Source organism: Cupriavidus sp. 86D6, assembly GCF_057815095.1.
The window spans coordinates 51335-76530 of sequence record NZ_JBYPSB010000018.1 but is presented as its reverse complement, the minus strand read 5'-3'; the positions used below and the strand labels follow the sequence as shown (position 1 = coordinate 76530).

Below are 25196 nucleotides of genomic sequence, written 5' to 3'. Positions count from 1 at the left end.
GGACGTGGGTGCGCAGCGCTGCCTATTGCGCGTCAAACGCGGCCTGTACCTCGGAGACCGTCGCGGCCTTGTCCTGGAGATGCGGATAGTGCCCAATTCCGGGCAACACCTTAAGGTCGAGACCCGCACGACCGGCCAGTTCCTCGCCCATCTCCTTGCGGATATAGATGTCCTTCTCGCCCCAGATCACGCTGACCGGGGTCTTCAGCTTCGCCAGGTTGGCTTCGAAGGTGTCCTGGTCACGCATGAAATGCGAGTAGTAGTGGTAGAACGCATCGGCGGACGTCAGCGTGCCGTACTGCCATCCGTTGGCAATGTCGGCCTTGAGCTCGGGCGAAATGTCATAGTGCGAGGACTCCGGAAGTCCACGGGTAAAGGCGTTCCGCAGGATTTCGTCACGCGTGCGGTTGAACGCGGCGCGGACGGTCTCGGCAGTTGCCGGATCCTTGAGGGCCTGCAGCCGTTCCTGCATGAACTGCGGGCGATTGAACGGCGCAAAATCCCCCACGACAATGCGCCGGGCGATGGCCGGGTCGTCGATGGCAGCCAACAACGCCGGTAACGCGCCGATGTCGGTCGCGTAGATCACCAGGCGCTTCTTGTCGATACGGGCGGTGGAGATGTAGTCCTGGAGCACCTTCGCGTAATCGCTGGGCGCGTAGGCAAACCGGTCCGCAGCGGGACGCGACGACTCGCCATAGCCGGGCCAGTCAAACGCATGGACTTCGTAGTGCTGTCCCAGCGTCGTCGCGACGTCTTTCCACGCATAGAGTGTTTCGGGGAATCCATGCAGGAACAGCACGGTGCCCTTGGCGGCCCGATTGTGGACAACGAGGTGCCTCAACTTGATATCGGGGTTGATCTGCACGAACCCGATCTCCGGTGTTGTGGGTTGCGTTGCCGCCGCGTTCGCGCTGCCCATCAGCAGCGTGGCGGCCAGCGCCGCAGCGGCCACAGCCGTGAACCGGAGTGCGCGGCGAACAGTCGATTTCGTTGTCATGTCATCTTCCTCTTGCTCGGTGGTTTGCAAGCCTCCCGGCCGAAACGGCGGGTCTGTTGCATATGCAGCATTGAAGATCAGCCATGTATCCCGCCTGTAACCGGTGAAGGCCGCCAATGTATTGATCCGTATCGGCGGCGCAGGCCGCTACATTGGCATACAAAAATCGCGACAGTGCGCGGCAGACGTGCCGGCGCCTCGGCGTAAGTCGCGCAGGACGACATGTCGTTTACCGCCATGCATTCCCTCGCCATCGGGACTGCGGCTCGCGCACCGCACCGTCTTCCAGATCCACCTGCTTTGAGCGCTTTTGTACCGGTTTGTATCGGCGTCCGTCGCTGACATGCTTTGCGACAAATCGGCGGATGCTTCGATACGACGGAGATACAAGCGGCGCCTTGAATGCGGACTGACGCGATTCCTCCGGGATCGCGGCCACCACCATCGCTGCATATGCAACACGGTCATCGATCCCACCATGAAGACATTGGACGCCCCCATCACCGCCAACACCAGCGTGGCCACCGACATCCTGCGACATTGCCTGGTGACCCGTACCCGCCAGATTTCCCGTGTGCTCACCGCACTGTACGACGATGCCCTGCGGCCGTTCGGGGTCAACGCATCCCAACTTACGCTGCTTGTGATGATCCATGAGCTTGGCCCGATCGGCCGCGCAGCGCTTGGGCGCCGGAATCATCACGACCGCTCCACCCTAACCCGGAACTTGCAGCCACTGATGGCACAGGGATGGGTCAGCGAGGCCCCCCCGGACGAGGATGGCCGGACGCGGCCGCTAGGCGTCACGGCCCTGGGCCGCGCGCTGCTGCGCAACGCCGCGCCCGCCTGGTGTGCCGCACAGACGAAGGCCACTGCGATGCTGGGCGAATCGAGCGCCGCAGCCATCATGGATATCAGCCGCCGGCTGCCCTGACCTCCGTCGCGCGCGCGTCCTGCGCTGATGAGCGAGCCGTTGCGCTCGGGAGAAAGTGAGGTAATCGCCGACCTCTATGTCTCGCAGATTGCGCGCCGCAAGACACGGATGGACACCGCCAGCCACTAGAGCCGGTGGCCTGACCTTCCCCAATTTCCCGATCTGCCGATCTCCAGGAGACATCCCTTGAAAACTTCCACCAAACTCGCATTCGCCGGCGCCACGCTGGCCATCCTGATGGCGACGGCGCTGCCTGCAATGGCCGAGCCGTCCAGCGCGCCCGCGCGTGCATGGCACGCAGCGTCCCGGTCCGGCGCGCTACGCGCAGCCGATCTCAGCGACACCGCGCTCGTAAAATCGCTGCCGGGCTTCCGCAACGCCACCGCCGACGTCAATGGCGTGCGGTTGCACTACGTCGTCGGTGGCCAAGGCGACCCCCTAGTGCTGCTGCCTGGCTGGCCGGAGACCTGGTGGACGTTCCACAAGATCATGCCGGCGCTTGCCGCCCATCACACCGTTATCGCCGTGGACCTGCGCGGGATGGGGGGTTCGTCCAAGCCTGCCGACGGCTACGACAAGAAGACCATGGCGCGCGATATCCACGCGCTGGTGACATCGCTCGGCTACGAGAAGGCCAGCATCGCGGGCCATGATATCGGCTCGGCCGTGGCTTTTTCATATGCCGCGAACTTCCCGCAGGCCACCGACCGGCTGGTCATGCTGGAGTTTCCCCATCCAGATGAAAGCCTGCTGACATTCCAGTTGTTGCCGGCCCAAGGCAACCCCGACGACAAGCTCGATCTCGCACACCCGTACCTGTGGTGGTTCGCATTCAATCAGGTCCAGGGATTGCCCGAGAAGCTGCTTGCCGGGCGCGTCCGGATCGAGCAGGACTGGCTGTTCAAATACTTCCTCGTTGACGAGACCGCCATCGATGCCCGCGACCGCGCGGTGTACGAACGCGCCTACAACAGCGCGGATGCCATTCGCGCCAGCAACGGCTGGTACCGGGCCTTCACGCAGGACATTGCCGACAGCAAGACATACGGGAAGCTCGATATGCCGGTGCTGGCGATGGGCGGGCCCGCCTACCGCTGGATGAGCAAGGTCCTGCCACCCAGGGCATCCAATCTGACTACCCTGAACCTGGAGGGTACCGGCCATTTCGTTCAGGAAGAGCGCCCCGAACTCGTCGCGAAAACGATCGCCGATTTCCTCGAGCCCGACCGCCGGTAGCATTCACTTGATGCTGACCGAAATCCGCGCAAGCCAGTATCGCCGCTTTGGCTTGCCGGCGAGGTATCGAGATACGGAATCGACTGGTAGGGGCATGGGATGCCGCGAACTTTACGCTCTGCCTGGACAGGCACTATGATGCTACGTCATCGGGCAATGATGATTGCCGCCTCCGAGTCTCCATCGTGGAAAACGTGCCCTTTTTTGAATTCGAATCTCTACAGGAGATTGCGCAACTCACTGACAACGTGACGGTGCCCTGCGCGTGCGATTCGCCAGCGTTGGCCGGCTGGACCAGCTTGCCAGTTTCGTTTCCAGAGCACCAGCTCCGCAGGGTCGGCACACTCAGGCGTGAAAGCTATGACGAGCCGACATTTGAGGAATTCCATCCCGACGGGACTGGTTTTTGGGCGGTTGACGCCCCGATCGCGCCGCGGTTCTACCCTTACAACCGTTGCGAAGTGCATCAATGCGCAACCTGCGCGCGTGCCTATCTTCGTTACGTGGAAGGCGGCGGTTACTTTGTCGACCCTCGCATTCGTCGGCTCGCCAGCAACCTGCTGGTCGATGCCACACCCTAATAGTCCCCGATTCCCAAAGCGGTGGGCTGTGGCCGCTCTCACACAAAACAACGCGGCGCCTGGAAGTCGATAACGCCGCGAACGATGTCGCGCATGGCTCGAATCAGCGGTCGTGTGTCATCGCGACGCCATTGCACAGCGTAGTGCAGAGGCTCCAGAGCATCGCTATCCGGCAGGATACGCAGCGCATCCCGTTCCACTAGCGCGTCGGCCCACAGTCGGGGGACGAATCCGAAGCCCAGCCCCTCCACTACCATGCCGACAACGGCCCCCCAGCTGTTGCACATCAGGCGCCGGCTGACCATCAGTTCCCTGCGAGCCAGCCACTGGTCGAGAACCCGCGTCCCGCCGGCACCCACGGGCAGCGTGAGCAACGTCTGTTCGCCCATAAGCACCCGCGGGTCATCGGTACCGGCCATGTCGAGGAAAGACTGGCTGGCCACCCACGCGAAATCCACCTGACCTATCCGCTCGGCTGCCAGGCTGCTGCGAGTGGAGGGTCCGGCCAGGACACCAATATCGAGCTCCCCATCATGCAGGCGCTGCTCCAGGACCTGCCCGATATCGACATAAGGCTCCAGCAGCAGGCCGGGATGGCGTGACGACACCTCGCGCACCAGCTTTGGCAGCCAGGTCAGTCCACTCAGTTCCCCCAGGCCGATACGGCACCGCCCAATCAACCCATGGCGTTGCCCTGCCGACTGCTGCAGTTCCGCGGCGGCGTGCAACATCGCATGAATCTGGGGCAGCATCTGCTCGCCCTGGGCCGTCAACTCGGCGCTTCGGCCGCTACGGTCGAACAGGGCCACGCCCAATGACGCTTCCAGCTCGGCAATCCGCTTGGACAACGACGACACCGACAGGTGAACGCGCTCCGCCGCCACGGTGAAGTTGACGCAGGTTGCCGCCCAGTAGAAGGCCTCGAGTTGCTTGAGAGTCATGGCGGATCCAAACCGGTGATATCCCCGATAGTTTCACAAAAGCGAAATTATATCTTCGTTATTTTTCGCTTTTAGCGTTGGATTCGAATTGCTAGATTGGCTTCACATTCTGGCCACTGCACCCATGTCAGCCGCTCCTATCGACGAAACCGCTCAGACCGCTGCATTGCAATCCGGTGACAAGAAGACGGAGAACGCGTCCGTCGCGGCACAAGGCGAGCGGCAGGCGACCTGGCTAAAACGGCGCGTGCTGTCGCTGAAAGACTTCGAGCCACTGGCACGCAAACGTCTGCCCAAGCCGCTCTACGCCTATGTAAGCGGAGCGGTCGAGGACAACATAACCTTGGCGCAGAACCGACAGTCTTTCGAAGACCTGGCACTGCGGCCTCGCGTGCTGGTTGGCGTGTCGACGCGCGACCTGAGCTTCAGTCTGTTCGGCCGCCAGTACGCTGCGCCATTTGGCCTGGCTCCGATGGGCATCTCGGCCCTGTTCGCCTATCGCGGGGACGTCATCATGGCAGAGGCAGCCAGCCAAGCGCGCATACCGGCCATCATGAGCGGCTCGTCGCTGATTCGGCTCGAAGACGTCATGGAAGCGGCACCAGGTACCTGGTTCCAGGCCTACCTGCCCGGTGACATGCGGCAAATCGAAGGTCTGCTGGCACGCGTCGAAGCAGCCAAGGTCGAAACGCTCGTCATCACCGTCGACACGCCCGTCGCCGGAAATCGCGAGAACAACATCCGGGCCGGATTCTCCACGCCGCTGCGCCCGAGCGCTGCCCTCGCCTGGCAAGGCATCACACATCCACGCTGGCTGCTTGGCACCTTCATTCGCACCGTGGTACGCCACGGAATCCCGCACTTCGAGAACGCGTATGCCCACCGGGGCACGCCTATCGTCTCGCGAAACGTGGAACGCGACTTCTCGGACCGCGCGCATTTCACCTGGGATCACCTGGCCACTATCCGTCGCCGCTGGAAGGGGCAGCTCGTGGTCAAGGGCATCCTGACGGCGGAGGACGCGCGCCTGGCGCAACAGCATGGCGTGGACGGCATCGTGGTCTCGAACCACGGCGGCCGTCAGTTGGACGGCGTCATTGCCGCAATGCGCGCGCTGCCGGAGGTCGTCGAGGCCGTCCCGCAGCTGCCGGTGATGCTCGACAGCGGGGTACGCCGCGGGACGGACGTCATCAAGGCGCTTGCCCTGGGTGCCCGCTGTGTCTTCATCGGGCGGCCGTTCGCCTACGCGGCGGCAGTGGGGTCCCGCCAGGGTGTTGCCCACGGCATCAACCTGATGCAAACCGAGATTTCCCGAGACCTGGCCATGCTGGGGATCCCCCGCGCGAAGGATGTGGATGCGCAGTGCATCTACCACCCGCCTCCGCATTGAATACCAACCTTCACCGCATCCCAACAGAACCCTTACGGTCGATACAGGAGACAAAACAATGACTTCGCCGCACGGCTTTCGCATTCATCCGCGTCCCGCGCACCTTGTCAGCGCGTCGCTGATGGAGCGGTATCGCAATTTCCCGGTCGCCAATGTCAGCGATGCCATGAGCCGTACGACGGGAACCAGTCAGTTGCGCGCATTCCATCGCCGCGACGGCAATCTGGTCGGACGAGCACTGACCGTTCGCACGCGTCCGGGCGATAACCTCATGGTGCACAAAGCCATCGACCTCTCCGGCCCCGGCGATGTCATCGTGGTCGATGCCGGTGGCGTGGGTCCCAATGCCATCATCGGCGAAATCATGTTGGCGCTCGCCATTTCGCGCGGCGCGGCAGGCTTTGTCATCGATGGCCTGATCCGCGACAGCGACACGATTGGCAGGGAGCCGCTACCAGTCTATGCGCGTGGCGTTTCGCACCGCGGACCCTATAAGGATGGCCCTGGAGAACTCCACGTACCGGTGTCCATCGATGGCATGGTGGTTCGGCCGGGCGACCTGATTATTGGCGATGGTGATGGCCTGCTGGTCGTTCCCGCCGAAGAAGCCGAAGCGATTGCGGTACGCGTGGAAGAAGTCCAGCGCATGGAAGCTGGCGTGCTGGAATCGATTGCGCAAGGCCGTGCTGACCGTACCTGGGTGGACCGCTCGCTGGCTGACAAGGGGATCCTGTGAGCCAGACCCTTCCGACAAAGCGCCAGGTCGTGCGCTTCGACCATTGGCTGGACCCAGCCTTCAACCGCATAGTGGGCGAAGCGTCAGATGTCGCGCTGCACACGTGCCAGCGCGAAGGCGCGGACGAAGAGGCATGGGCGCGCCTCTCCGAAGCCCACGTGTATCAGATTTCGGCCGCCAAGGACGAGCTGCCCCGACGTTGGTTCGTGACGGCAGATCTTCTCGCGCGTTGTCCGAACCTTCTTGCCGTGTCATCGAGCGGCTCCGGTTGCGACACCATCGACATCGATGCCTGCACGGCCGCGGGTGTGGCCGTGATGAACCAGGGCGGCGGGAACGCCGATTCCGTGGCGGAAATGGCGATCGGGTTGATGCTCTCTGTGATGCGGCGCATCCCGGAGTCGGACCGCCGCATGAAAACGCATACCACCGGCAGCCGAGAAGACCTGATGGGCCACGAACTCCGTGGACGTACGCTGGGTCTGGTCGGTGTCGGACATGCCGGGAGCCGCGCTGCGGCGCTTGGCCGTGCCTTCGGCATGCGCGTGATTGGCTATGACCCGTATCTCGACAATGCAGAGATGGCAAAGCGTGGTGCCGAACACGTCTCGTTCGACGAGTTGCTGCGCACATCCGATATTGTGTCGCTGCACTGCCCGCGCGATGCCAGCACGCTCGGGATGATGGACGCTGCAGCCTTCGCGGCCATGCGCCAGGGCAGCATCTTGGTCAGCACGGCCCGGGGCGGCATCCACGATGAGGCCGCCCTGTACGAAGCGCTGTCCGGCGGACACCTGGCGGGCGCCGGCCTGGACGTCTGGGATCAGGAACCGCCTCCGCCTGGACATCCACTTCTGACCCTCGACAACGTCGTCGCGACTTTCCACACGGCCGGCGTGACGCATGACGCCCGTCGCAGGAACGCTACCTTGGCCGCGACGCAAATTCTGGCGCTGCTCTCTACAGGAGAGAAGCCCGAACGCCTTGTGAACCCCGCCGCATGGCCCAGGGTACGCCAGCGCATGGAGGCAGCCTTGCTCCTTGCCGCGAGCTGACCACAAGCCGTCATCACAACAATACGCCGGCCACATGAGGGTCGGCGAGGAGACAACACCATGCACAGCAATCCCGACTTCCGTCGTCGGCGTCTATCCCTTTCCCTTGCCGCGTCTTCGCTCGTCGGCATGGTTGGCACGCTGTTGCCAGCACCGGCCCAGGCACAAGCCGCACAGTGGCCGAATCGCCCCATCGAGATGATTGTGGCGTACGCACCGGGCGGCGGCACCGACCTCGTAGCCCGCCTGCTCGCACGGCATCTGGAGAAGGAACTGGGTGCAACCATCGTCGTTCAGAACAAGCCGGGAGCCGGCGGCGCCATCGGTTTCGCCGAACTGGCACGCGCCACGCCGGACGGCTACACCATCGGCTTCATCAACACACCGAACCTGCTGACCATTCCAATCGAGCGCAAGACGACGTTCACCTGGAAGAGCTACGACCTCATCGGCAATCTGGTAGACGACCCGGGCGCATTCACCGTCAATCAATCCAGCAACATCGATTCGCTGGCGACGCTCGTGAAGTATGCCAAGGCAAATCCCGGCGCTGTCACCGTCGGCACCACGGGTGTCGGCTCGGACGACCATCTCGCGATGCTGCTGTTCGAGAAGGCGGCCGGCGTCAAGTTGACGCACGTGGGCTACAAGGGGGCCGGCGAAGTCCGTGGTGCGCTGGCGGGTCAGCAGATTACGATTGGCGCCATCAATGTTGGCGAAGCGCTGGCTTACCAGAAGGGCGGCACGTCGCTTAAGTTCCTGGGGCAGATGGGACTGTCGCGCGCGGTACTCGCGCCGAACGTCCCGACGTTCCGTGAGCAGGGCTACAACATCGAGCTCGCATCCTTGCGCGGCCTGGCCGCCCCGAAGGGCCTGCCCGAGCCGGTCAGGAAGAAGCTTGTCGATGCGATGGCCAAGGTTGCCGCGGACCCGCAGTTCAAGCAGCAGGCGGATGCCATGTTTGCGCCGCTGCGCTACCTGGCCCCAGCCGCCTACGCCGCCGAACTCGAACGTGGCGAAGCTGGCTTCCGCCAACTGTGGAAAGAAATGCCATGGCAGGAAAAGTGAAGACATCGCGCAGCGATCCTTGCTGCCGGTAAGGACCTCTTCTGCATGCCCGTATGCGGCTAGTGCGTGGCGCCGCCGCCTTCCTTGAGATCGGTGGATACCTCGAGCGCCGTGGCGACCATGATCTCGATGGCCGCGATCAACGTGCGGGCGTCCATGCTCGGCGCGCCCGGGTGGGCGGCGGCCATCTGCGGCAAGTAAGGTACATGAATGAAGCCGCCCCGCAGGGCTGGACGCTCGGTCGCTATGCAATGCAGCAGCGAGTAGAAAATGGCGTTGCAGTTGTAGGTGCCTGCGGTCTGCGAAACCGATGCCGGGATGCCCGATTCGCGCAGACGCCGGACCAGTGCCTTGATCGGCAGCGCGGAAAAGTAGGCGGCAGGGCCACCGGCGATCACCGGTTCGTCGATGGGCTGCCGGCCGGCGTTATCCGGGATACGCGCATCCACCACGTTGATCGCCACCCGTTCGACCGATATGTCGCTGCGGCCGCCTGCCTGCCCCAGGCACAGCACGAGAACGGGATCGACCTCGGCAATGGCGCCCAGCAGCGCCTGCCTGACCTCGGCAATCACACACGGAAGCCGGCGCGCCACCACGCGCGCGCCGCCAATTACGCGTTCATCGACGGCGCGGGCCGCTTCCCAGGAGGGGTTCAGGGTTTCGCCGTCGAATGGCTCGATGCCGGTGACAAGTACGGTCTGCATTTGGCGCTGTCCGAAGGATGATCAAAGGAAGAAGGAGACCACCCATCGTACCCACGCAATGACGATTCTTGAAATGGATATCCAATATCCGTTAAATTCACAGCATGAATCTGTCCCGGATCGACCTGAACCTGCTCGTGGCATTCGAGGCGCTGTATCAGACGCGCAGTGTCACCCTGGCGGGCAAGCGCCTGAACCGCGCCCAGCCGTCGGTGAGCAATGCGCTGACGCGGCTGCGGGCGCTGTTTGGCGATGACCTGTTTGTACGAACCCACGCGGGGATGCAGCCGACTGAACTGGCGCACACGCTGATGCCCGGAATTTCCTCCGCCCTCGATCACGTGCGCCAGGCCGTGGGCCAGTCGGTGGCGTTTGATCCGGCCATGCCCGCCGGACGCAGCTTTACCATCGCGGCCACGGACTACGCCGACATCGTCCTGCTGCCCCATTTGATTGGACGGCTCAGGCGGCAAGCACCGGACATCGACCTGCGAATCATGGCGCTCGACCGGGCGGCCATTTACGAGCAGCTCGATCAGGGCGTGGTCGACGTTGCCATTGGCGGCCATCTCACCGCACCGAAACGCATGGTGCGAACCAGGCTGTACGAAGAGGACTTCGTCTGCATTGCCAGCCGCTCGCATCCGCAGTTGGCCGCGCACGGCCAGCGGAGGAGTATCGACCTGGCGACCTATCTGCAGCTGCCCCATGCGCTGTTTGCTCCCGGCGATACCGGATCGCGTCGTGGGGTCATCGATGCCCGGCTCGACAAGCTGGGTCTGCAACGGCGTGTCGCGGCGACGTTTTCGCACATCGTGGCATTGCCGCTGGCCGTCGCGCACAGCGACCTGGTGGCGACCGTTGCAAGGCGGGTGGCACACCGGCTCGCCTCCCCCGACGTGCAGATCTGCGAGGTACCCGAAGCGCTTGCCGATACTGCCTTCGACATCGAGTTGATTCACAACCGGCGGACGCAGGCCGATGCAGCGGCCGTGTGGCTCAGGCAGGAGATCCGGGCCGCGGTCGTGGCAATGCGCTGATGCGCATGCTGCGGCAAGCGGGGTGCCCCCGCAGCACGTGTCAGGCCAGGTGGCAGCGCCCCCCCCCGCCGGGCCGGGAACGAATGATTTCCTCTTTGCTATCGCGTTTGGTGCACCGTCGCTCCTAAGGGACGCCTCGCGCGGCGCCCATTCTCAAGGCTTCGGTTCGACAATGGCGATTGCCACGTTGCCGTTGCCCGTCGCGAAGGGGCTACCGACTAGCGCCGTCAAGGCTCCAGTCGAACTATTGATCGAGAACGCGTAGAGGGAACGGTTGAGTGAGGGGGTATACAAGAAGCGGCCGCTCGACTCAATTCGCAAACGCCGCCCGTTAATTCCCACCGGCACGACATCCGCTGCGGCCGTGGAGGTTCCGGTCGCCGGATCGAGTAGATGTCGCGCGATAGATCCTGCGGTTCCCAGTACATAGGCAACCTGGCCGGAGGGCGTCAGCGCGATGTCTGCGGCGCCGACAACCCCGGCATAAAAAACCGTCATTGCCGAGAGTTGACCCGTCGATGGGTCGACGGCGGCCACACCCACCGAATTCGCCAAGCTGTCCGGCACGTAGACGCGGGACCCATCTGGCGACAACACGGTTGCACTTGGATTGGGGCCAGCGGCCGGGATATTGACACGCGAGTACCAATCAAAGCCGAGTCCAGCAACGAAATCAATTTTCCCAATGCCGTTTTGCAAGGTATCGCTGACATACAAGTGCGCACCGTCCGCGGAGATGGCCAATTCGATGGTAGTGACGCCGCCTGCCAGACCCGAGGCAAAGATTGGTATGGACTTATGGGTTATGCCGTCGATCTGGTGATTGTCGATGCCGACAACGCTGCCCGCGCGACCAATATGCAGCCATTGCCCCGACGGGTGCACCACAATGGATTGCGGTGTCCCAGGGGCGATCAGCGGTGTAGCGCCGCCCGGAATGAGGGCGAGTGCTCCGGTCGTTGGATCTAGCGTGAAGGCGATGACTGTAAGGGTATCTTCCGTGACGGCGTAGCCAAACAGACCTGATTTCTCAAAGTCCAGGGCAGTCACCTTACCGTTGAAAGCGAACGGAGAGCCAGGGACAGCTATGGGCGCCCCGCTCGATGGGTCAATGCGGTAGGAAGAGATCGTCCGATCATCACGATTGGCCACCACCAAGAATTGCGCTTGCACGCAGGTGATTGCGATGTTCGCTACGTTGGCCGCGGCCACCGCTCCGGCGCCATTCGCCACCGTGCAGGTCTGCCCCGCCGGCTGCGCGGCCACAGTGAGTGCATAGGTGGAGCCAGACTGCCGCGGCGTGGGTAGGGTGAATCCGCCATTGGCGCTGATCACCTGGGTGTCGCCATTGGTGTCCGCGAGCTGCAGGCTCTTACCGGTGGCAAGGCCCGACACCGTGCCGCCTACCGTATAGGTCGGTGGCAGCGCGGCATTGCGCGTCAGCGCAGCGTTTGCGCAGAGTCGCCCGCCGGCCGGGGCGTCGGCGCAGGCGGTCAGTGTTGCAGCGCCGGCCGCGGTGGCCGAGTTGGGACTAGCGACCTGGGCACTGCGGCCGTCGGCGGCTGGCGTCGCCACGAAGCTCGCGTCATCGCTGGTCCACGACCAGTGGGTGAGATCCGCTACCCCGTCCACGCCGTCCGACCGGCGCACGGCCACCGTCACAGTCTGTGCCGCGCCGCCCGCGCTCACGGCAACGGTGGCTGGACTCAGCACGAGGGTATACGACTTGGCAGGCGCCGCCTGGACCACCAGGTGCGTGACGCTGGTGATGCGGCTGCCGTCGGCGAGCGTCGCCGTGGCCGTGATGTCGGCTGCGCCGGCGGCCAGGGTCTGGACCGTTGCATAGGTGCCGACCGGCGTCGGAGCGGCCGCCATCACCGACGCCGACACCGCAGCCGGCGCCTTGTCCGAGGCAGACACCACGGTAGCCACGGTTAGGTCGGAGGACGTCCACGCAAAGCTGGCGCCTTTCAGCTCGCTGCCGTCGGCCGCCAGTAAGCTCGCCTTCAGAGTTAGCGTGCCGCCGGCGACCGGCGCGGCGCTGCCCGTGTCGACCACGAGGCGCGAGGCCGCCGGCGTGGCGGCCGGTGTCGGGGGACTGTCGTCGGAACCGCAGGCGGCGAGCAGCGCCGCGGTGAGCAAGGCGAGGCCGGCAGCGCGCGCGCCGGCAAGAGCGTGTGGAAACATGGACCCAACCCGTATCGATATAGAAAGGGCCGCTCTTCCCTTTCCGGGCGCGCGGCCAGTGGCGCCCTCGTCGGAGCGTCTTGCGCGCGACTCTACCAGCGAGCGGCGCTCACCCACATCCCCCAGAGGGGGTGAACAGTCAACCCGGCGCCATATTTGCCTTTTATGCTCTCTGCGGCACTTGTTCTAAACCACCGACCGGTTCGCTGCATTCCGCAGGCTTTCCAGCATGGCGGCCACGGCGGATCGTTTGAGACCGTCGTCGCGCCAGTACATCGACACCGACCCGAAGCCGGCAAGCCGCAACGGCACGATCCGCAGGGCGCCCAACTCTTCCAGCCGGCGCGCCGTGCGATGGGACGCCAGCCCGATCATGTCGCTGTTGTTGAGCAGCGTGAGATTGAGCACGGTAGAGTTGCTTTCCACCGCATCCGGCGGCAGCGGAAAGCCGGCACTCGCCAGCGCGGCTTCCAGCGCATTGCGGATCGGCGTGCCGCGCGGCCATACTACCCAGCGATGCGCCTGCAGGTCGCTCCACGCCACCTCATCGCCCAGCACCAGCGGATGGCGCGGCCGCGCCACGAAGTGGATGGGCTCCATGTACAGCGATTCGGTGCGCACCTGCGCATCCTGCAATTCGGGAGCCGACCGGCCCACCACGATATCGAGTTCGCTGCGCGCCAGCTGGCTCATCAGCCGGTCCATCGTGGTCTCCACCAACCGCACCTGGGCGCGCGGCAGCCGTTGCAGCAGGCCCAGCACGGCCAGCGGCACGGTATCGGCGGCCGACGCTCCAGAGGTACCCACCACCACCAGACCGCTGCCGCCATCGCGCATGGCCTGGAGGTCGTCACGTGCCACATCCAGTTGCGCCTCGATCCGGCGCGCATGCTCGATCAGTGATTCGCCGTAGGGCGTCGGCCGCAGGCCGCGCGCCTGCCGTTCGAACAACGGCAGTCCGATGTCGTCCTCGAGATCCTTGAGCCACTTGGAAAGCCCTGGCTGCGTCGTATTGAGCATGGCGGCCGATTGGCTCATGTTGCCGGTCTCTGCCAGGCTCAACAGCATCTGCAGATTGCGCAGCCGAAGGCGCTGGGTCCAGTCCATTCCGTCCACCTATATCTTTGTTGGTATAGATCCAAGCAAAACTTCATTTCAGATCTTATAGGGCGCGGCGTATAACTCCAAGCAACAAGGCAATGCCACAGCAGCCGGCATCCGACAACAAGCCAACGGAGACACGCATGTCCGAGCACACCCTGGACCCCGCCCGCGCCGCCTATTACGAGCGCATCGGCCGCAGCCACATGACCCCGCTCTGGGAGTCGCTGCATGCGCTGGTGCCGCGCGAGCCCCGCCCGCAGATCGTTCCCGCCCTCTGGAAATACGAGCAGGTGCGCCCGCTGGTCATGCTGGCCGGCAGTGTGATCAGCGCCGAGGAAGCGGTGCGCCGCGTGCTGGTGCTGGAAAATCCGGGCCTGCCGGGCAAGTCGAGCATCACCTCCACGCTGTACGCAGGGCTGCAACTGATCCTGCCCGGCGAAGTGGCGCCCAGCCATCGGCATACCCAGTCGGCGCTGCGCTTTATCGTCGAAGGCAAGGGCGCGTGGACGGCCGTCAACGGCGAACGCACCACGATGCATCCGGGCGATTTCATCATCACGCCGTCGTGGACATGGCATGACCACGGCAATCCGTCGGCCGACGAAGGCGGCGAGCCCGTGGTCTGGCTCGATGGCCTCGATATCCCGCTGGTGCAGCAGTTCGACGCCGGCTTTGCCGAGAACTACCCGGAAACCCAGCAGCCGGTACTGCGCCCCGAAGGCGACAGCTTTGCGCGCTTCGGCCACAACATGGTGCCGGTGCGCCACCGCGTGACAGACCCGACTTCACCGATCTTCAGCTACCCCTACGCCCGTTCGCGCGAAGCGCTGGACCAGCTCTACCGCCATGGCGAACTCGATGCCTGGGACGGCGTGAAGCTGCGCTACGTGAACCCCGCCACCGGCGGCTGGCCGATGCCCACCATCGCCACGTTCATGCAGTACCTGCCGGCGGGCTTCCAGGGCAAGACCTACCGCAGTACCGACGCCACGGTCTACAGCGTGGTGGAAGGCAGCGGCACCGTGCGCATCGGCGACGCACAGTTCCAGTTCGAGCCGCGCGACGTGTTCGTGGCCCCGTCCTGGGCGCCGGTGCAACTGGCCGCCATCAATGACGCGGTGCTGTTCAGCTACTCCGACCGCCCGGTGTTGTCCGCCCTGAACCTGCTGCGCGAATCGCGCACCTGAACCGCTTTCTTCCTCCGTATGCCACCGGCCCGCGCCCCGACGCGGGCTGCGGCCCCGCTCACCCTGCTTTCACTGGACACCAGACCATGAACTTCGTTTTCACGCCCCCCGCCGCCGTCGCCGTTCCCGTTGCCGGCACCGACGATGTGTTTGCCGTGCGCCGCGTCTACTGCGTAGGCCGCAACTACGCCGCCCACGCCCGTGAGATGGGTTTCGATCCCGACCGCGAGCCGCCCTTTTTCTTCTGCAAGCCCGCCGACGCCGTGATCCCCGTGCAGGAAGGTCAGACGCTGGACCTGCCCTACCCGTCGCAGACGCAGAACTACCACTACGAGGCCGAGCTGGTGGCCGTGATCGGCAAGGGCGGCTCGGACATCCCCGTGGAAAGCGCGCTGGAACACGTGTACGGCTACGCCGTGGGTCTGGACATGACACGCCGCGACCTGCAGATGAAGATGCGCGAAATGGGCCGCCCGTGGGAGATCGGCAAGGCCTTCGATGCCTCCGCGCCAATCGGCCCGATCCACCGCGCCAGCGAGATCGGCCATCCGCAGCAGGCCGAGATCACACTGACCGTCAACGGCACAACCAAGCAGCGCAGCAACGTCACGCACTTGATCTGGTCGGTGGCCGAGACGGTGGCCTACCTGTCGCAATTCTTCCGCCTGGAACCGGGCGATGTGATCTACACGGGCACACCCGAAGGCGTCGGCGCGGTCGAGGCCGGCGACCTGATGGTCACCGCCGTGGAAGGCCTCGGTGAACTGAAGGCGCGTGTGATCTGACGCTTGGGACACCCACCATGCAGCTCTATAGTTTCTTCAACAGTTCCACGTCTTACCGGGTGCGGATCGCGCTGGCCCTCAAGGGCCTGCCGTACGACTACCTGCCTGTGAACATCCGCACCGGCCAGCATCGAGAAGCCGAGTACGTGGATGGCATCAACCCGTCGGCCAGCGTCCCCGCGCTGGTGGACGGCGACTTCCAGCTGAGCCAGTCGCTAGCCATCATGGATTACCTGGACGCCCGCCACCCGGCACCGCGCCTGATCCCGCAAGACCCCGTGCAGCGTGCACGCGTGCTGGAGCTGGCCAACCTGATCGGATGCGACATCCATCCGGTCAACAACATGCGTGTGCTGCGCTATCTGGAAGGCGTGCTCGAGGTCACGCCGGCACAGAAGGATGCCTGGTACCGGCACTGGATCGACGACGGCATGGCCGGCGTGGAACGGCTGCTGGCGCGCTACGGCCACGGCCGCTACTGCTTTGGCGATGACCCGACGCTGGCGGACGTGACGCTGGTGCCACAGATGGCCAATGCGCTGCGCATGGGCTGCGACCTGTCCGCGTATGCACGTGCCATGGCGGTCTACGACCACGCGTCGGCACATCCCGCCTTCCAGGCCGCCGCCCCGGCGCGCCAGCCAGACTACACCGCCTGACGCAGCACGCCAGCAGGCCAGGAGACAACATCATGACAATCCTCACGAAGACAACCGCACGCGCCGACCGCAAGGTGCTGATCATCGGTGGCGGCATTGGCGGCCTGGCCGCTGCGCTCGCGCTGGCACGCCAGGGCGTTCGTATCGAATTGCTGGAGCAGGCCGAGAAAATCGGCGAGATCGGCGCGGGCATCCAGCTGGCAGCCAACGCGTTTGCTGCGCTGGACGCGCTGGGCGTGGGCGAAGCGGCGCGCAACCGGGCGGTGTTCACCGACTACATCGAACTGCGCGATGCCATCGACTGCAGCAGCATCGCACGTGTCGACGTGGGCCAGGCTTACCGCGAACGTTTCGGCAACCCGTATGCGGTGATCCATCGCGCCGACATCCACCTGTCGATCCTCGAAGCCGTGCAGCAGCATCCCCTGATCGAGTTCCGCACCGCGGCCCGCGTGGAACGGCTGGAACAGGACGAACGCGGCGTGACCGTGATCGACCAGCATGGCGAACGCCACCGTGGCGATGCCGTGGTGGGATGCGACGGCGTGAAATCGGCCGTCCGCCAGGCGCTGATTGGCGACGCGCCGCGCGTCACGGGCCATGTGGTCTACCGTGCCGTGGTGGACGTGGACAACATGCCGAAGGACCTGCAGGTCAACGCGCCCGTGGTCTGGGCCGGCCCGCACTGCCATCTGGTTCACTATCCGCTGCGTGGCGGCCAGCAATACAACCTCGTGGTGACCTTCCACAGCCGCGAGACCGAAACCTGGGGCGTGCGCGACGGCAGCAAGGAAGAAGTGCTGTCGTACTTCGAAGGCATCCACGCCTTGCCGCACCAGATGCTGGACCGGCCCGATTCCTGGAAGCGCTGGGCCACCGCCGACCGCGACCCGGTGGACCGATGGAGCTTCGGACGCGCCACGCTGCTGGGCGACGCCGCGCACCCGATGACGCAGTACATCGCCCAGGGCGCCTGCCAGGCGCTGGAAGACGCTGTGGCACTGGGCGCCGCGGTGGATGCCGCCGATGGCGATTTCGAGGCCGCGTTCAAGCTGTACGAGCAGGCCCGCATCCCGCGCACGGCTCGCGTGCTGTACGGCGCGCGCGACATGGGCCGCGTCTATCACGCCAGGGGCGTGGACCGCTTCGTGCGCAACACGCTCTGGGTCGGACGCTCGCAAACGCAGTTCTATGACGCGCTGCAATGGCTCCATGGCTGGCGCGCAGAGCGGGCTCTAAGCCCCACGCCCTGGCTGTAAGCCGATCCGCTTCCTATCTGCACGAGTAGCGGCCACAAGAGCCGCCTTGTACATCCCCCCCCACCCCCGGCTTTCCGGAGGAGACAACATGTCCGCCAAATCCACGCTGAACGTGACCACGTTCATCGATCGCCAGCCGCTGTCCGCATTCCAGGTGACGATCGTCGTGCTGTGTTTTCTGATCGTTGCCATTGACGGCTTCGACACCGCTGCCATCGGCTTTATCGCCCCGGCCATCCGCGCGGAGTGGCAACTGACCCCGGCGCATCTGGCGCCACTGTTTGGCGCGGGCCTGGGCGGCCTGATGGCCGGCGCATTCCTGTTCGGCCCGCTAGCAGACCGCTTCGGTCGCAAGACGGTGCTGGTGGTATCGGTGCTGTGCTTCGGCGCGGCCAGCCTGGCATCGGCCTGGTCGCCGGGATTGTGGGAACTGATTGCGCTGCGCTTCGTGACCGGGCTGGGCCTGGGCGGTGCCATGCCCAACGCCATCACGCTGACGTCGGAGTTTTGCCCCGACAAGCGCCGCTCGTTCCTGGTAACGACGATGTTCTGCGGTTTCACGGTCGGCTCGGCACTGGGCGGGCTGGCGTCGGCCGCACTGATCGAGGCCTTTGGCTGGCGATCGGTGTTGCTGATCGGCGGCGTGCTGCCACTGGCGCTGAGCGTGATGCTGATCCGCATGCTGCCGGAATCGGTGCGCTACCTGGTGGTCAAGGGCCGGGACAATAACCGCGTGCGCGCCACGCTGCGCCGCATCGCACCCGACGCGGACCTGCAGTACACGACCTTTGTGGTGACCGAAAAGGCTGGCACGCACGTCTCGCCGGTGAGGCACCTGTTCAAGCCGGAACTGCTGCGCGGAACGCTGCTGCTGTGGCTGACGTTCTTCATGAGCCTGCTGGTGATCTACCTGCTGTCGAGCTGGCTGCCGACGCTGCTGCGTGGCACGGGCATGTCGCTGACCACCGCCGCGCTGGTCACCACGATGTTCCAGGTGGGCGGCACCGTGGGCGCCATCGTGCTGGGCTGGCTGATGGACCGTGTCAATCCGCACTATGTGCTGGCCATCAGCTACGCGCTGGCCGGCGTGTTCGTGGCCGCCATCGGCAGCCTGGCCGGCACCCCCGTGGCGGCAGGCAGCGCGGTGTTCCTGGCCGGCTTCTGCATCTCCGGATCGCAGGTGGGCGCCAATGCGTTGTCAGCCAGCTACTACCCCACAGATTGCCGCGCCACCGGCGTCAGCTGGGCCAACGGCGTAGGACGCTTCGGCTCGGTAGTGGGATCGGTAGGCGGTGCGACGATGCTGTCCATGGGACTGACGATGCCGGCACTGTTCGTGCTGGTCGGCATCCCTGCCGTCGTAGCTGGCGCGACGATGCTGTCGCTCGGCCTGGTGCGGCGCGGAAGCAGAGCGCACGAACTGGCGGTCGGCTGACTGGCCATGCGCCATGGCCCTATCCGCCGCGGCCCGCGCCATGGCGGCCGGTTGGAGATGAACGACTACTTCCAGAAGCCGGCGTGCGGGCGGGCGGCTTCTTCCTCCAGCATCGGACCCGCCACCTTCACCTTGCGCTGGCCGCGTTCGAACACTTCCCGGCAGGGCAGCGAGAACGTGGGGTTCTCGGGGTGGTCTCCCGTGAGACCGAGCAGGGAATGCTCCGACAGTGCATAGACAACGCGACCGATTCCGGTCCAGTAGATCGCACCCGCACACATGCAGCACGGCTCCGCGCTCGTGTACAGCGTGCAGCGGGCGAGCTGTTCCGGCGTCAGCACGCGTGCTGCTGCGGCAGCGGCGGCCAGTTCGGCGTGCTGGGTCGGATCACCTTCCGGTGGCATCGAGTTGTTGCCTGCGGCCGCGATGATGTTGCCGTTTTCGTCGGCAACCAGCGCAGCGAAAGGATGCCGGCCGCGCTGCCTGGCCTCATATGACGCGGCAATCGACTGGCGCAGCAGGTCCATATCGAGCATTGACACGTCTTCGGAAGTTTCTTCAATGTTCAGGGTTGCCATGTAGTTCTCCAGGAGAATAGGACGATAGGACTTTGTTCACCAGCGCTGGAGATGGCATCGGCAGGATCCCAACGCTGACCGAACCGCCACAACCATCGCATCACGGGCCCGGCATTACGCGACGCCGCTCTATTGCTCCAGGTGCATCGGCGTGCGCCATGGAGATAAGCCTTCTTATCACAATGGTGTCGATGAATACGAAAACCGCATTCCAAGAATGCCGACCTAAGTGGTTTTCGCCATAACCTCAACAAGAATGACGGAGAAATCCTGATTGTTATCGCGACCAGATCGCCGAACGCAAGCCAGTCCGCGCGTGGTTGCCGTTGGTGAGGGATCAAGCCTTGTGCCTTGGGAACTGAAGCGCGAATTCGGTGAACTCGTGCTCCACCGACTGGCAGGAGATCGAAGCACCCCAACTGCGCAAGACATCCCTGCAAAACGCCAGTCCGATACCCGTGCCCCGATGTGCGGGATAGGAGAAAAACGGCTGGAACATCCGGGCAAGGACGTGGGCCGGAACTCCCGGCCCTGTATCCCGGAACAGGACATAGACGTCGCTGCCTCTCGTCTCACAGCGGATCAGAATCTTGCCCTTCCCTGCCCGCTTGATCGCCTCGAGCGCATTCTTGGTCAGATTGGTAATGACCAATTCGAACAGTTGCGCGTTGCCCAGCACGTGCAGGGGTGCCGACGCATCGATCGTGACGATATCCTGATGCGTAGGCTCGAACGGAAACCGATCAATACTCTGGCGCACGGCATGCACCAGGTCGAACACTTCTTGCCTGGCCGCCTTCGGGTCCTTGGAGTTTGCCACCAGCAAATCGATGCTGCTGCTGACATGCGCGAGGTCGGCCTGTAAACGGGCAATCGCCTGCAGAAGCCCCTCTCGATGCGCCGCCTGCGGGTCAAGCGCCGCGGGCAACCTGCTCTTGAGCCCCGCAGCGGTCATCGTCAGACTCGTCAGTGGCGTGCGCAATTCATGCGCGACCGTTGCCAGGGCGACGGCCATCCCCCGTCGCTTTTCTTCGACCAGCAACTGGCGATCCAATTTGATCACGACGAGCACGGCGATGACGAACGCAATGATCGGCAGCTGCAACAGCAGCGGTTGCCGCGGAATGCCTGCAATGGAGTGGCCGGCCACCACGAACAATGCAAATGCGCCGGCTGCTCCCGAGAGCAGGGCCATCGTCGCAAACGCCGAACTGAAGTGGTATAGGACCACCACGGCGATGATGACCGACTCCGCCCATACCAGCGAGCCGTGGTTCTCCAGGTAGAAGAAGATAAAAGCGAAGGGCATTCCGACGGTGATGGCAAATAGCGCATAGGTCGGCAGCCATCGCTTGTGCGACAGTGCAGAAGCGAACAACAGCGGCACGAATAGCGCCGTGCAAATCAGTCGCAGCCACAGGTTTTCGTAAGCCTGGGGAAAGACATAGGACCAGATGACGAAGTAAAGCGGATGGCCAATGACCCCGAGCGCGCCCACCATCTGGATGCGACGCAGGCGCACGACGCTTTCCTCGTCGAGCAGGGTGGTCCGGGAGGCCGTCTCAAATACGGCACGCCGGGCATCCTTGACGAGCCGAATCCACAACGATTCGTCCCCTGATTGCGCTTGCGTGGCTTCCATCTCGAGCGTCTGACCCCTGCAAGATTATGGCGCTGTGCTGCCTGGTGAACAGGTGCGGCCGCGATGCGCGCGGCGCGTCGATGACCACTCCGCCAGCCTGACCTCGTCCCGAATCTTCGCGAGAACGTCGATCAGCCGGCCCATGTCGGAAGGAGTGAGTTTCGCATGCAGCGTAAGGCGCATCAATGCCCTATTCTTGGGGGTAGCAGGGGAGCAAAAGACGGCGCCGAAGATGCCGTGCCGCTGCAGTGCGTTGCGCAGAACCATGACCTGGGGTTCCGTGCCGGCCTCCAGCCCGATGATTTGCTCGCTTCCGTCGCTGATGTTGTAGCCAAGCTCGGTAATGGCTGCGCGTGTAGACCGGGTGATGGCATGCAGGCGCGCCCTGCGATCGTCCGCGCGCGCAATGAAATCCGCCGCGGCATCGAACCAGGCAATTTCATGGCGCAACAGGCCGGAACTGAAAATCGCCGGACGTGCCTCCACCGCGAAGAAATCCTTGAATCGGGTCGAACAGGCGACGAACCCTGCGCGCCCGGCAAACGCCTTGGCCAGCGACGCCGTCCGGAAATGGACCCGTTCGGAAAGCCCCAGCGCCGGGACCAGCCCGCCGCCCGCCGGGCCATGCGTACCTAGCGAATGTGATTCATCCACCACCAGGACGCTGCCTGTCGCTTCCGCCATCTGCACGTACGCTTCCAACGGCGCCACGCTGCCCGTGGTGCTATAGACCGCATCCACCAGAATGACGCCCGGACCCATGCGCTCGATCTGGCGTGCGGCGTGGGCAAAGTCGTTGTGACGCACTGGCACGGCCTGGGCCCCCGCCGCGCTGATGCCTTCCCACAGCGAGGCATGGCCGTTCATGTCGATGTAGACGGGCACCCCCGGCCCCGCAATACACTGCACCAGCCCGACGTTAGCCGCCCATCCTGATTGGGCGATCAGGCCATCCTCGGCGTGCATGAGCGTGGCGAGCTTCCGTTCGACCTGCTGTTGTGGCGTGTCGCCGTGCCGAAACACCGAAGACATCAACAATTCAGGCGCCTCGTCGAGTAGCGCCCGCGCTTGCGCCTGGACCAGCGCAGTTTCGCTCAGCAGGCAAAGATAGTCGTTGCTGCTCAGGTGCAAGGCATCTGGCCCCGGGACGCGTCCGTGCAGCAGGTGATCGCCTCCCCAGAGTTTTTCCATTCTGTCGACGAAATGGGTAGCCATCCGATCCGAGATCCAGGCCGGTAATGGCGCGGACTGTATGCGACTGACAGATTTTGTCGGTTGTGAATGAAGATTGGCGGGCGACATCGGTTTTCCTCCAAAGAAATGAGCGCCAAAATCAAAAGACGAATGACTTGAAAACTTGAGGTCTGCAGCCGGAGGCCTGCCCTCATTGGATTGGAGAACACGGCAACCGTAGGCTAAGCCAAAGCCTGTCGCGAGCCCCAAAAGCTCGCGCCATGCGTCGGCCGTGACGACACCGGCGTCCCCCCGTGGTTTTGTTCGAAGAACGGTATGGCACAGCATCACAGTTTGCGTCATCTATTCGACGCCCATTGGGCACGCGCGCGCTATTGCCGGATACCCAAAATCGACTGCTTGTGGCATGAGAAAGGCATGCCAGCGTCTATCCGTGACAACGCGGCACCCTGCCCGGTTGGGAGGAAAAGCAGCAGATATCTTCCGACGATGAAGCAATCTGCTGGCCTGCTTCGCTGAAGCACCGATTGGGCCTCGCTAAATAATATTGAGGCCCTACTGTCCTAAACGCACCAACGTGCGAACTCGGATGCCATCCGATAGGCGGATCGGCACTCAGAAGCGGTGGCGCCCATATTCGGCCATTGCTTTGCAGGCAGGTGTGTGGAGTCCGGGCGTATGGCGGTTAATTGCTTTATATGTATAGCCCGAAGAGAACGTCGTTCACGTGCGTCGCTTGAGTTCGACGAATATAAAAAAACACGCACCATTAGGACGGAATCGCTTGGCAACAAGTCCTTGTTTTTGCGGGGTTTCTATTGGAAAGATAATCACCAAATAGGCGTTAAGAGCCTTAATAAGCACTTTATCGTTACGATGACATGCCGCATTCCAGCAACTCGCCGACCCTTCGGGTGACGGCTGATTGCCCTGCCCCGCTCTCCCGCGGCGCTTCCCACTGTCGAGACTTCAGCGTTCGCGAGCGGGGAATCGCTCTGCTTCGACCCAGTTCGCTTGCCGGGCCGCGGCGACACTCGCGCGGCTTTCTGCACCGGCACAACTCCTGCCCTGCTCTGGACGACACGGGCGCACAGCACGCCTATGCACGACTTCGCGGGAGCGACTGGTTCTGACGCTTACGCCCCATGCAAAGGCTTTCGCAGCGCAAGGGTTAGCAGCGATAATGAGGCACAACTGATTGGCTCAAGAGGCACAAGGAATGGACAAGCAGGGCTTCACCACCGCCATTGTTCACGGCGACAGAATCACAGGTACCGAGCATGGTGGCGTTCACCAGCCCATCCATACCTCTGTGCAGTATGGTTTCGATCGCGTCGAGGACCTGATCGGCGTATTCCAGGGCACGAAGAAGGGTGGCTTCAACTACGCGCGCCAGGGCACGCCTACGACCGCGGCGCTTGAGCGCAAGATCACGAGCCTGGAAGACGGCATCGGCACGATCTGCTTCAGCACCGGCATGGCCGCGATCACGGCAACGTTTCTCACGCTGTTGCGTGCAGGCGATCATCTCGTTGCCAGCCGTTATGTGTTCGGCAACACCAACAGCCTGTTCGGAACGCTGCGTACGCTCGGCATAGAGGTGACGACGGTCGATGCGTGCAATGTCGAAGAGGTCAAGCAGGCCATCCGTCCGAATACCCGGATGGTGTTCGTCGAAACCATCGCGAACCCGGGCACACAAATTCCGGATCTGCGAGGCATCGGCAACGTGTGCCGCGAGCGCGGTATCGCGTATATCGTCGATAACACGATCACCTCGCCGGCCTTGTTCCGGCCGAAGGCAGTCGGGGCCAGCCTCGTCATTAGCTCGCTGACGAAGACGATTGCCGGTCATGGCACCGCACTTGGGGGCGCAGTGACCGATACCGGCTTGTTCGACTGGAGCACATATCCCAACATTGCCGAGGATTATCGGCGTGCCATGGGCAAGGAGCAGGGGCTGCTGCAAATCCGCAAGAAGGGCTTGCGCGACATGGGCGCGGCATTGTCGTCCGAGCAGGCGCATGCGATCGCCATTGGGGCCGAAACGCTCGCGCTGCGCGTGAAGCAAAGCAGCGACAACGCGCTTGCCCTCGCGCAGTTTCTGGAGCGGCATCCGGCTGTCGGGAGGGTGTACTACCCTGGCCTGCCGAGCCATCCGCAGTATGACATCGCGCAATCGCTTTTTTCCGGCGCATCGTGGCTCCTGTCGTTCGAACTGAAGAACGCAGACCGCATGATTGACATCGTCAACGCGCTTGCGCTGCCGATCAAGGCAACCGGCCTTGGCGACACGCGAACGCTGATCATTCCCGTAGCTCCTACGATCTTCTTCGAAGCTGGCCCCGAGACACGCAAGGCAATGGGAATTTCCGATGGCATGCTGCGCCTGTCGGCCGGCATCGAGGATATCGACGATCTGATCGCGGACTTCTCACAGGCGCTGAAACTGGCCGCGTAGCACTGCAGCGCCAGGAA

At 63.8% G+C, this 25196-nt stretch carries 22 protein-coding genes; 14 read left to right on the top strand and 8 right to left on the bottom strand.

All coding sequences use genetic code 11. The annotated features are described in order from the left end of the window. Positions 1-22: 22 nt before the first annotated feature. Positions 23-1117: an alpha/beta fold hydrolase gene (locus tag AC3G88_RS26205; protein ID WP_488894158.1), complete on the bottom strand. Its 1095-nt coding sequence runs from the start codon at positions 1115-1117 to the stop codon at positions 23-25. A gap of 361 nt (positions 1118-1478) precedes the next feature. Between AC3G88_RS26205 and AC3G88_RS26200 the strand changes: the two genes are divergently transcribed. The 3 genes from AC3G88_RS26200 (at position 1479) to AC3G88_RS26190 (ending at position 3751) form a co-directional block, all read left to right on the top strand. After that, positions 1479-1934 carry a MarR family winged helix-turn-helix transcriptional regulator gene (locus AC3G88_RS26200; protein WP_488894157.1) on the top strand — a complete coding sequence of 152 codons (456 nt, stop codon included), beginning with the start codon at positions 1479-1481 and terminating at the stop codon, positions 1932-1934. 186 nt (positions 1935-2120) lie between these two features. Beyond that, complete coding sequence (locus AC3G88_RS26195; RefSeq protein ID WP_488894156.1) at positions 2121-3170, top strand: alpha/beta fold hydrolase; 1050 nt, start codon at positions 2121-2123, stop codon at positions 3168-3170. Positions 3171-3355: 185 nt separating this feature from the next. Further along, positions 3356-3751 (top strand): hypothetical protein, encoded by a 396-nt coding sequence (locus AC3G88_RS26190; RefSeq protein ID WP_488894155.1) that lies wholly within the window; start codon positions 3356-3358, stop codon positions 3749-3751. A 38-nt stretch (positions 3752-3789) separates the two neighbouring features. Here the strand turns inward: AC3G88_RS26190 and AC3G88_RS26185 are convergent, their stop codons facing one another. Next, positions 3790-4692, bottom strand: a complete 903-nt coding sequence (locus tag AC3G88_RS26185) for a LysR family transcriptional regulator (protein ID WP_488894154.1) — start codon at positions 4690-4692, stop codon at positions 3790-3792. Positions 4693-4816: 124 nt separating this feature from the next. Here AC3G88_RS26185 and AC3G88_RS26180 point away from each other — a divergent pair, with 124 nt between their 5' ends. The 4 genes from AC3G88_RS26180 to AC3G88_RS26165 all read left to right on the top strand — a co-directional run bounded on the left by AC3G88_RS26180 (position 4817) and on the right by AC3G88_RS26165 (position 8941). Continuing rightward, the gene (locus tag AC3G88_RS26180) at positions 4817-6082 is read left to right on the top strand and encodes an alpha-hydroxy acid oxidase (RefSeq protein ID WP_488894153.1); all 1266 of its coding nucleotides are present in this window, start codon (positions 4817-4819) and stop codon (positions 6080-6082) included. A gap of 58 nt (positions 6083-6140) precedes the next feature. Further along, positions 6141-6818 carry an RraA family protein gene (locus AC3G88_RS26175; protein ID WP_488894188.1) on the top strand — a complete coding sequence of 226 codons (678 nt, stop codon included), beginning with the start codon at positions 6141-6143 and terminating at the stop codon, positions 6816-6818. Beyond that, positions 6815-7873: a hydroxyacid dehydrogenase gene (locus AC3G88_RS26170; protein WP_488894152.1), complete on the top strand. Its 1059-nt coding sequence runs from the start codon at positions 6815-6817 to the stop codon at positions 7871-7873. The genes AC3G88_RS26175 and AC3G88_RS26170 overlap by 4 nt, the downstream gene beginning before the upstream one ends. 129 nt (positions 7874-8002) lie before the next feature. Then, positions 8003-8941 carry a tripartite tricarboxylate transporter substrate binding protein gene (locus AC3G88_RS26165; protein WP_488894187.1) on the top strand — a complete coding sequence of 313 codons (939 nt, stop codon included), beginning with the start codon at positions 8003-8005 and terminating at the stop codon, positions 8939-8941. 59 nt (positions 8942-9000) lie between these two features. Here the strand turns inward: AC3G88_RS26165 and pcp are convergent, their stop codons facing one another. Beyond that, positions 9001-9648 (bottom strand): pyroglutamyl-peptidase I, encoded by a 648-nt coding sequence (pcp, locus tag AC3G88_RS26160; protein ID WP_488894151.1) that lies wholly within the window; start codon positions 9646-9648, stop codon positions 9001-9003. A 104-nt stretch (positions 9649-9752) separates the two neighbouring features. Here pcp and AC3G88_RS26155 point away from each other — a divergent pair, with 104 nt between their 5' ends. Further along, a complete protein-coding gene (locus tag AC3G88_RS26155; protein ID WP_488894150.1) occupies positions 9753-10688 on the top strand; it encodes a LysR family transcriptional regulator in 936 nt (311 codons plus the stop codon). A 153-nt stretch (positions 10689-10841) separates the two neighbouring features. Here AC3G88_RS26155 and AC3G88_RS26150 read toward each other — a convergent pair whose 3' ends face one another. Together AC3G88_RS26150 and AC3G88_RS26145 are read right to left on the bottom strand one after the other, a co-directional pair. Beyond that, positions 10842-12875 carry a lactonase family protein gene (locus AC3G88_RS26150; protein WP_488894149.1) on the bottom strand — a complete coding sequence of 678 codons (2034 nt, stop codon included), beginning with the start codon at positions 12873-12875 and terminating at the stop codon, positions 10842-10844. 186 nt (positions 12876-13061) lie between these two features. After that, a complete protein-coding gene (locus AC3G88_RS26145) occupies positions 13062-13982 on the bottom strand; it encodes a LysR family transcriptional regulator (protein ID WP_488894148.1) in 921 nt (306 codons plus the stop codon). Positions 13983-14119: 137 nt separating this feature from the next. On the opposite strand from AC3G88_RS26145, the gene gtdA reads away from it, so the two are divergent. The 5 genes from gtdA to AC3G88_RS26120 all read left to right on the top strand — a co-directional run bounded on the left by gtdA (position 14120) and on the right by AC3G88_RS26120 (position 19304). Further along, entirely contained in the window at positions 14120-15166 is a 1047-nt protein-coding gene (gene gtdA / locus AC3G88_RS26140; RefSeq protein ID WP_488894147.1) for a gentisate 1,2-dioxygenase, read from the top strand. Positions 15167-15252: 86 nt separating this feature from the next. Then, positions 15253-15951 carry a fumarylacetoacetate hydrolase family protein gene (locus tag AC3G88_RS26135; RefSeq protein WP_488894146.1) on the top strand — a complete coding sequence of 233 codons (699 nt, stop codon included), beginning with the start codon at positions 15253-15255 and terminating at the stop codon, positions 15949-15951. 17 nt (positions 15952-15968) lie between these two features. Beyond that, positions 15969-16610, top strand: a complete 642-nt coding sequence (gene maiA / locus AC3G88_RS26130) for a maleylacetoacetate isomerase (RefSeq protein WP_488894145.1) — start codon at positions 15969-15971, stop codon at positions 16608-16610. 32 nt (positions 16611-16642) lie between these two features. Beyond that, entirely contained in the window at positions 16643-17869 is a 1227-nt protein-coding gene (locus tag AC3G88_RS26125) for a 3-hydroxybenzoate 6-monooxygenase (RefSeq protein WP_488894144.1), read from the top strand. Positions 17870-17957: 88 nt separating this feature from the next. Continuing rightward, a complete protein-coding gene (locus tag AC3G88_RS26120; RefSeq protein WP_488894143.1) occupies positions 17958-19304 on the top strand; it encodes an aromatic acid/H+ symport family MFS transporter in 1347 nt (448 codons plus the stop codon). Positions 19305-19369: 65 nt separating this feature from the next. Here the strand turns inward: AC3G88_RS26120 and AC3G88_RS26115 are convergent, their stop codons facing one another. The 3 genes from AC3G88_RS26115 to cqsA all read right to left on the bottom strand — a co-directional run bounded on the left by AC3G88_RS26115 (position 19370) and on the right by cqsA (position 23060). Continuing rightward, positions 19370-19882 carry a nucleoside deaminase gene (locus AC3G88_RS26115; protein ID WP_488894142.1) on the bottom strand — a complete coding sequence of 171 codons (513 nt, stop codon included), beginning with the start codon at positions 19880-19882 and terminating at the stop codon, positions 19370-19372. 337 nt (positions 19883-20219) lie between these two features. Continuing rightward, complete coding sequence (locus AC3G88_RS26110) at positions 20220-21524, bottom strand: sensor histidine kinase (RefSeq protein WP_488894141.1); 1305 nt, start codon at positions 21522-21524, stop codon at positions 20220-20222. Positions 21525-21548: 24 nt separating this feature from the next. Then, positions 21549-23060, bottom strand: a complete 1512-nt coding sequence (gene cqsA / locus AC3G88_RS26105; protein ID WP_488894140.1) for an alpha-hydroxyketone-type quorum-sensing autoinducer synthase — start codon at positions 23058-23060, stop codon at positions 21549-21551. Positions 23061-23937: 877 nt separating this feature from the next. Between cqsA and AC3G88_RS26100 the strand changes: the two genes are divergently transcribed. Further along, positions 23938-25179 carry a cystathionine gamma-synthase family protein gene (locus AC3G88_RS26100; RefSeq protein ID WP_488894139.1) on the top strand — a complete coding sequence of 414 codons (1242 nt, stop codon included), beginning with the start codon at positions 23938-23940 and terminating at the stop codon, positions 25177-25179. The last annotated feature ends 17 nt before the right edge of the window (positions 25180-25196 follow it).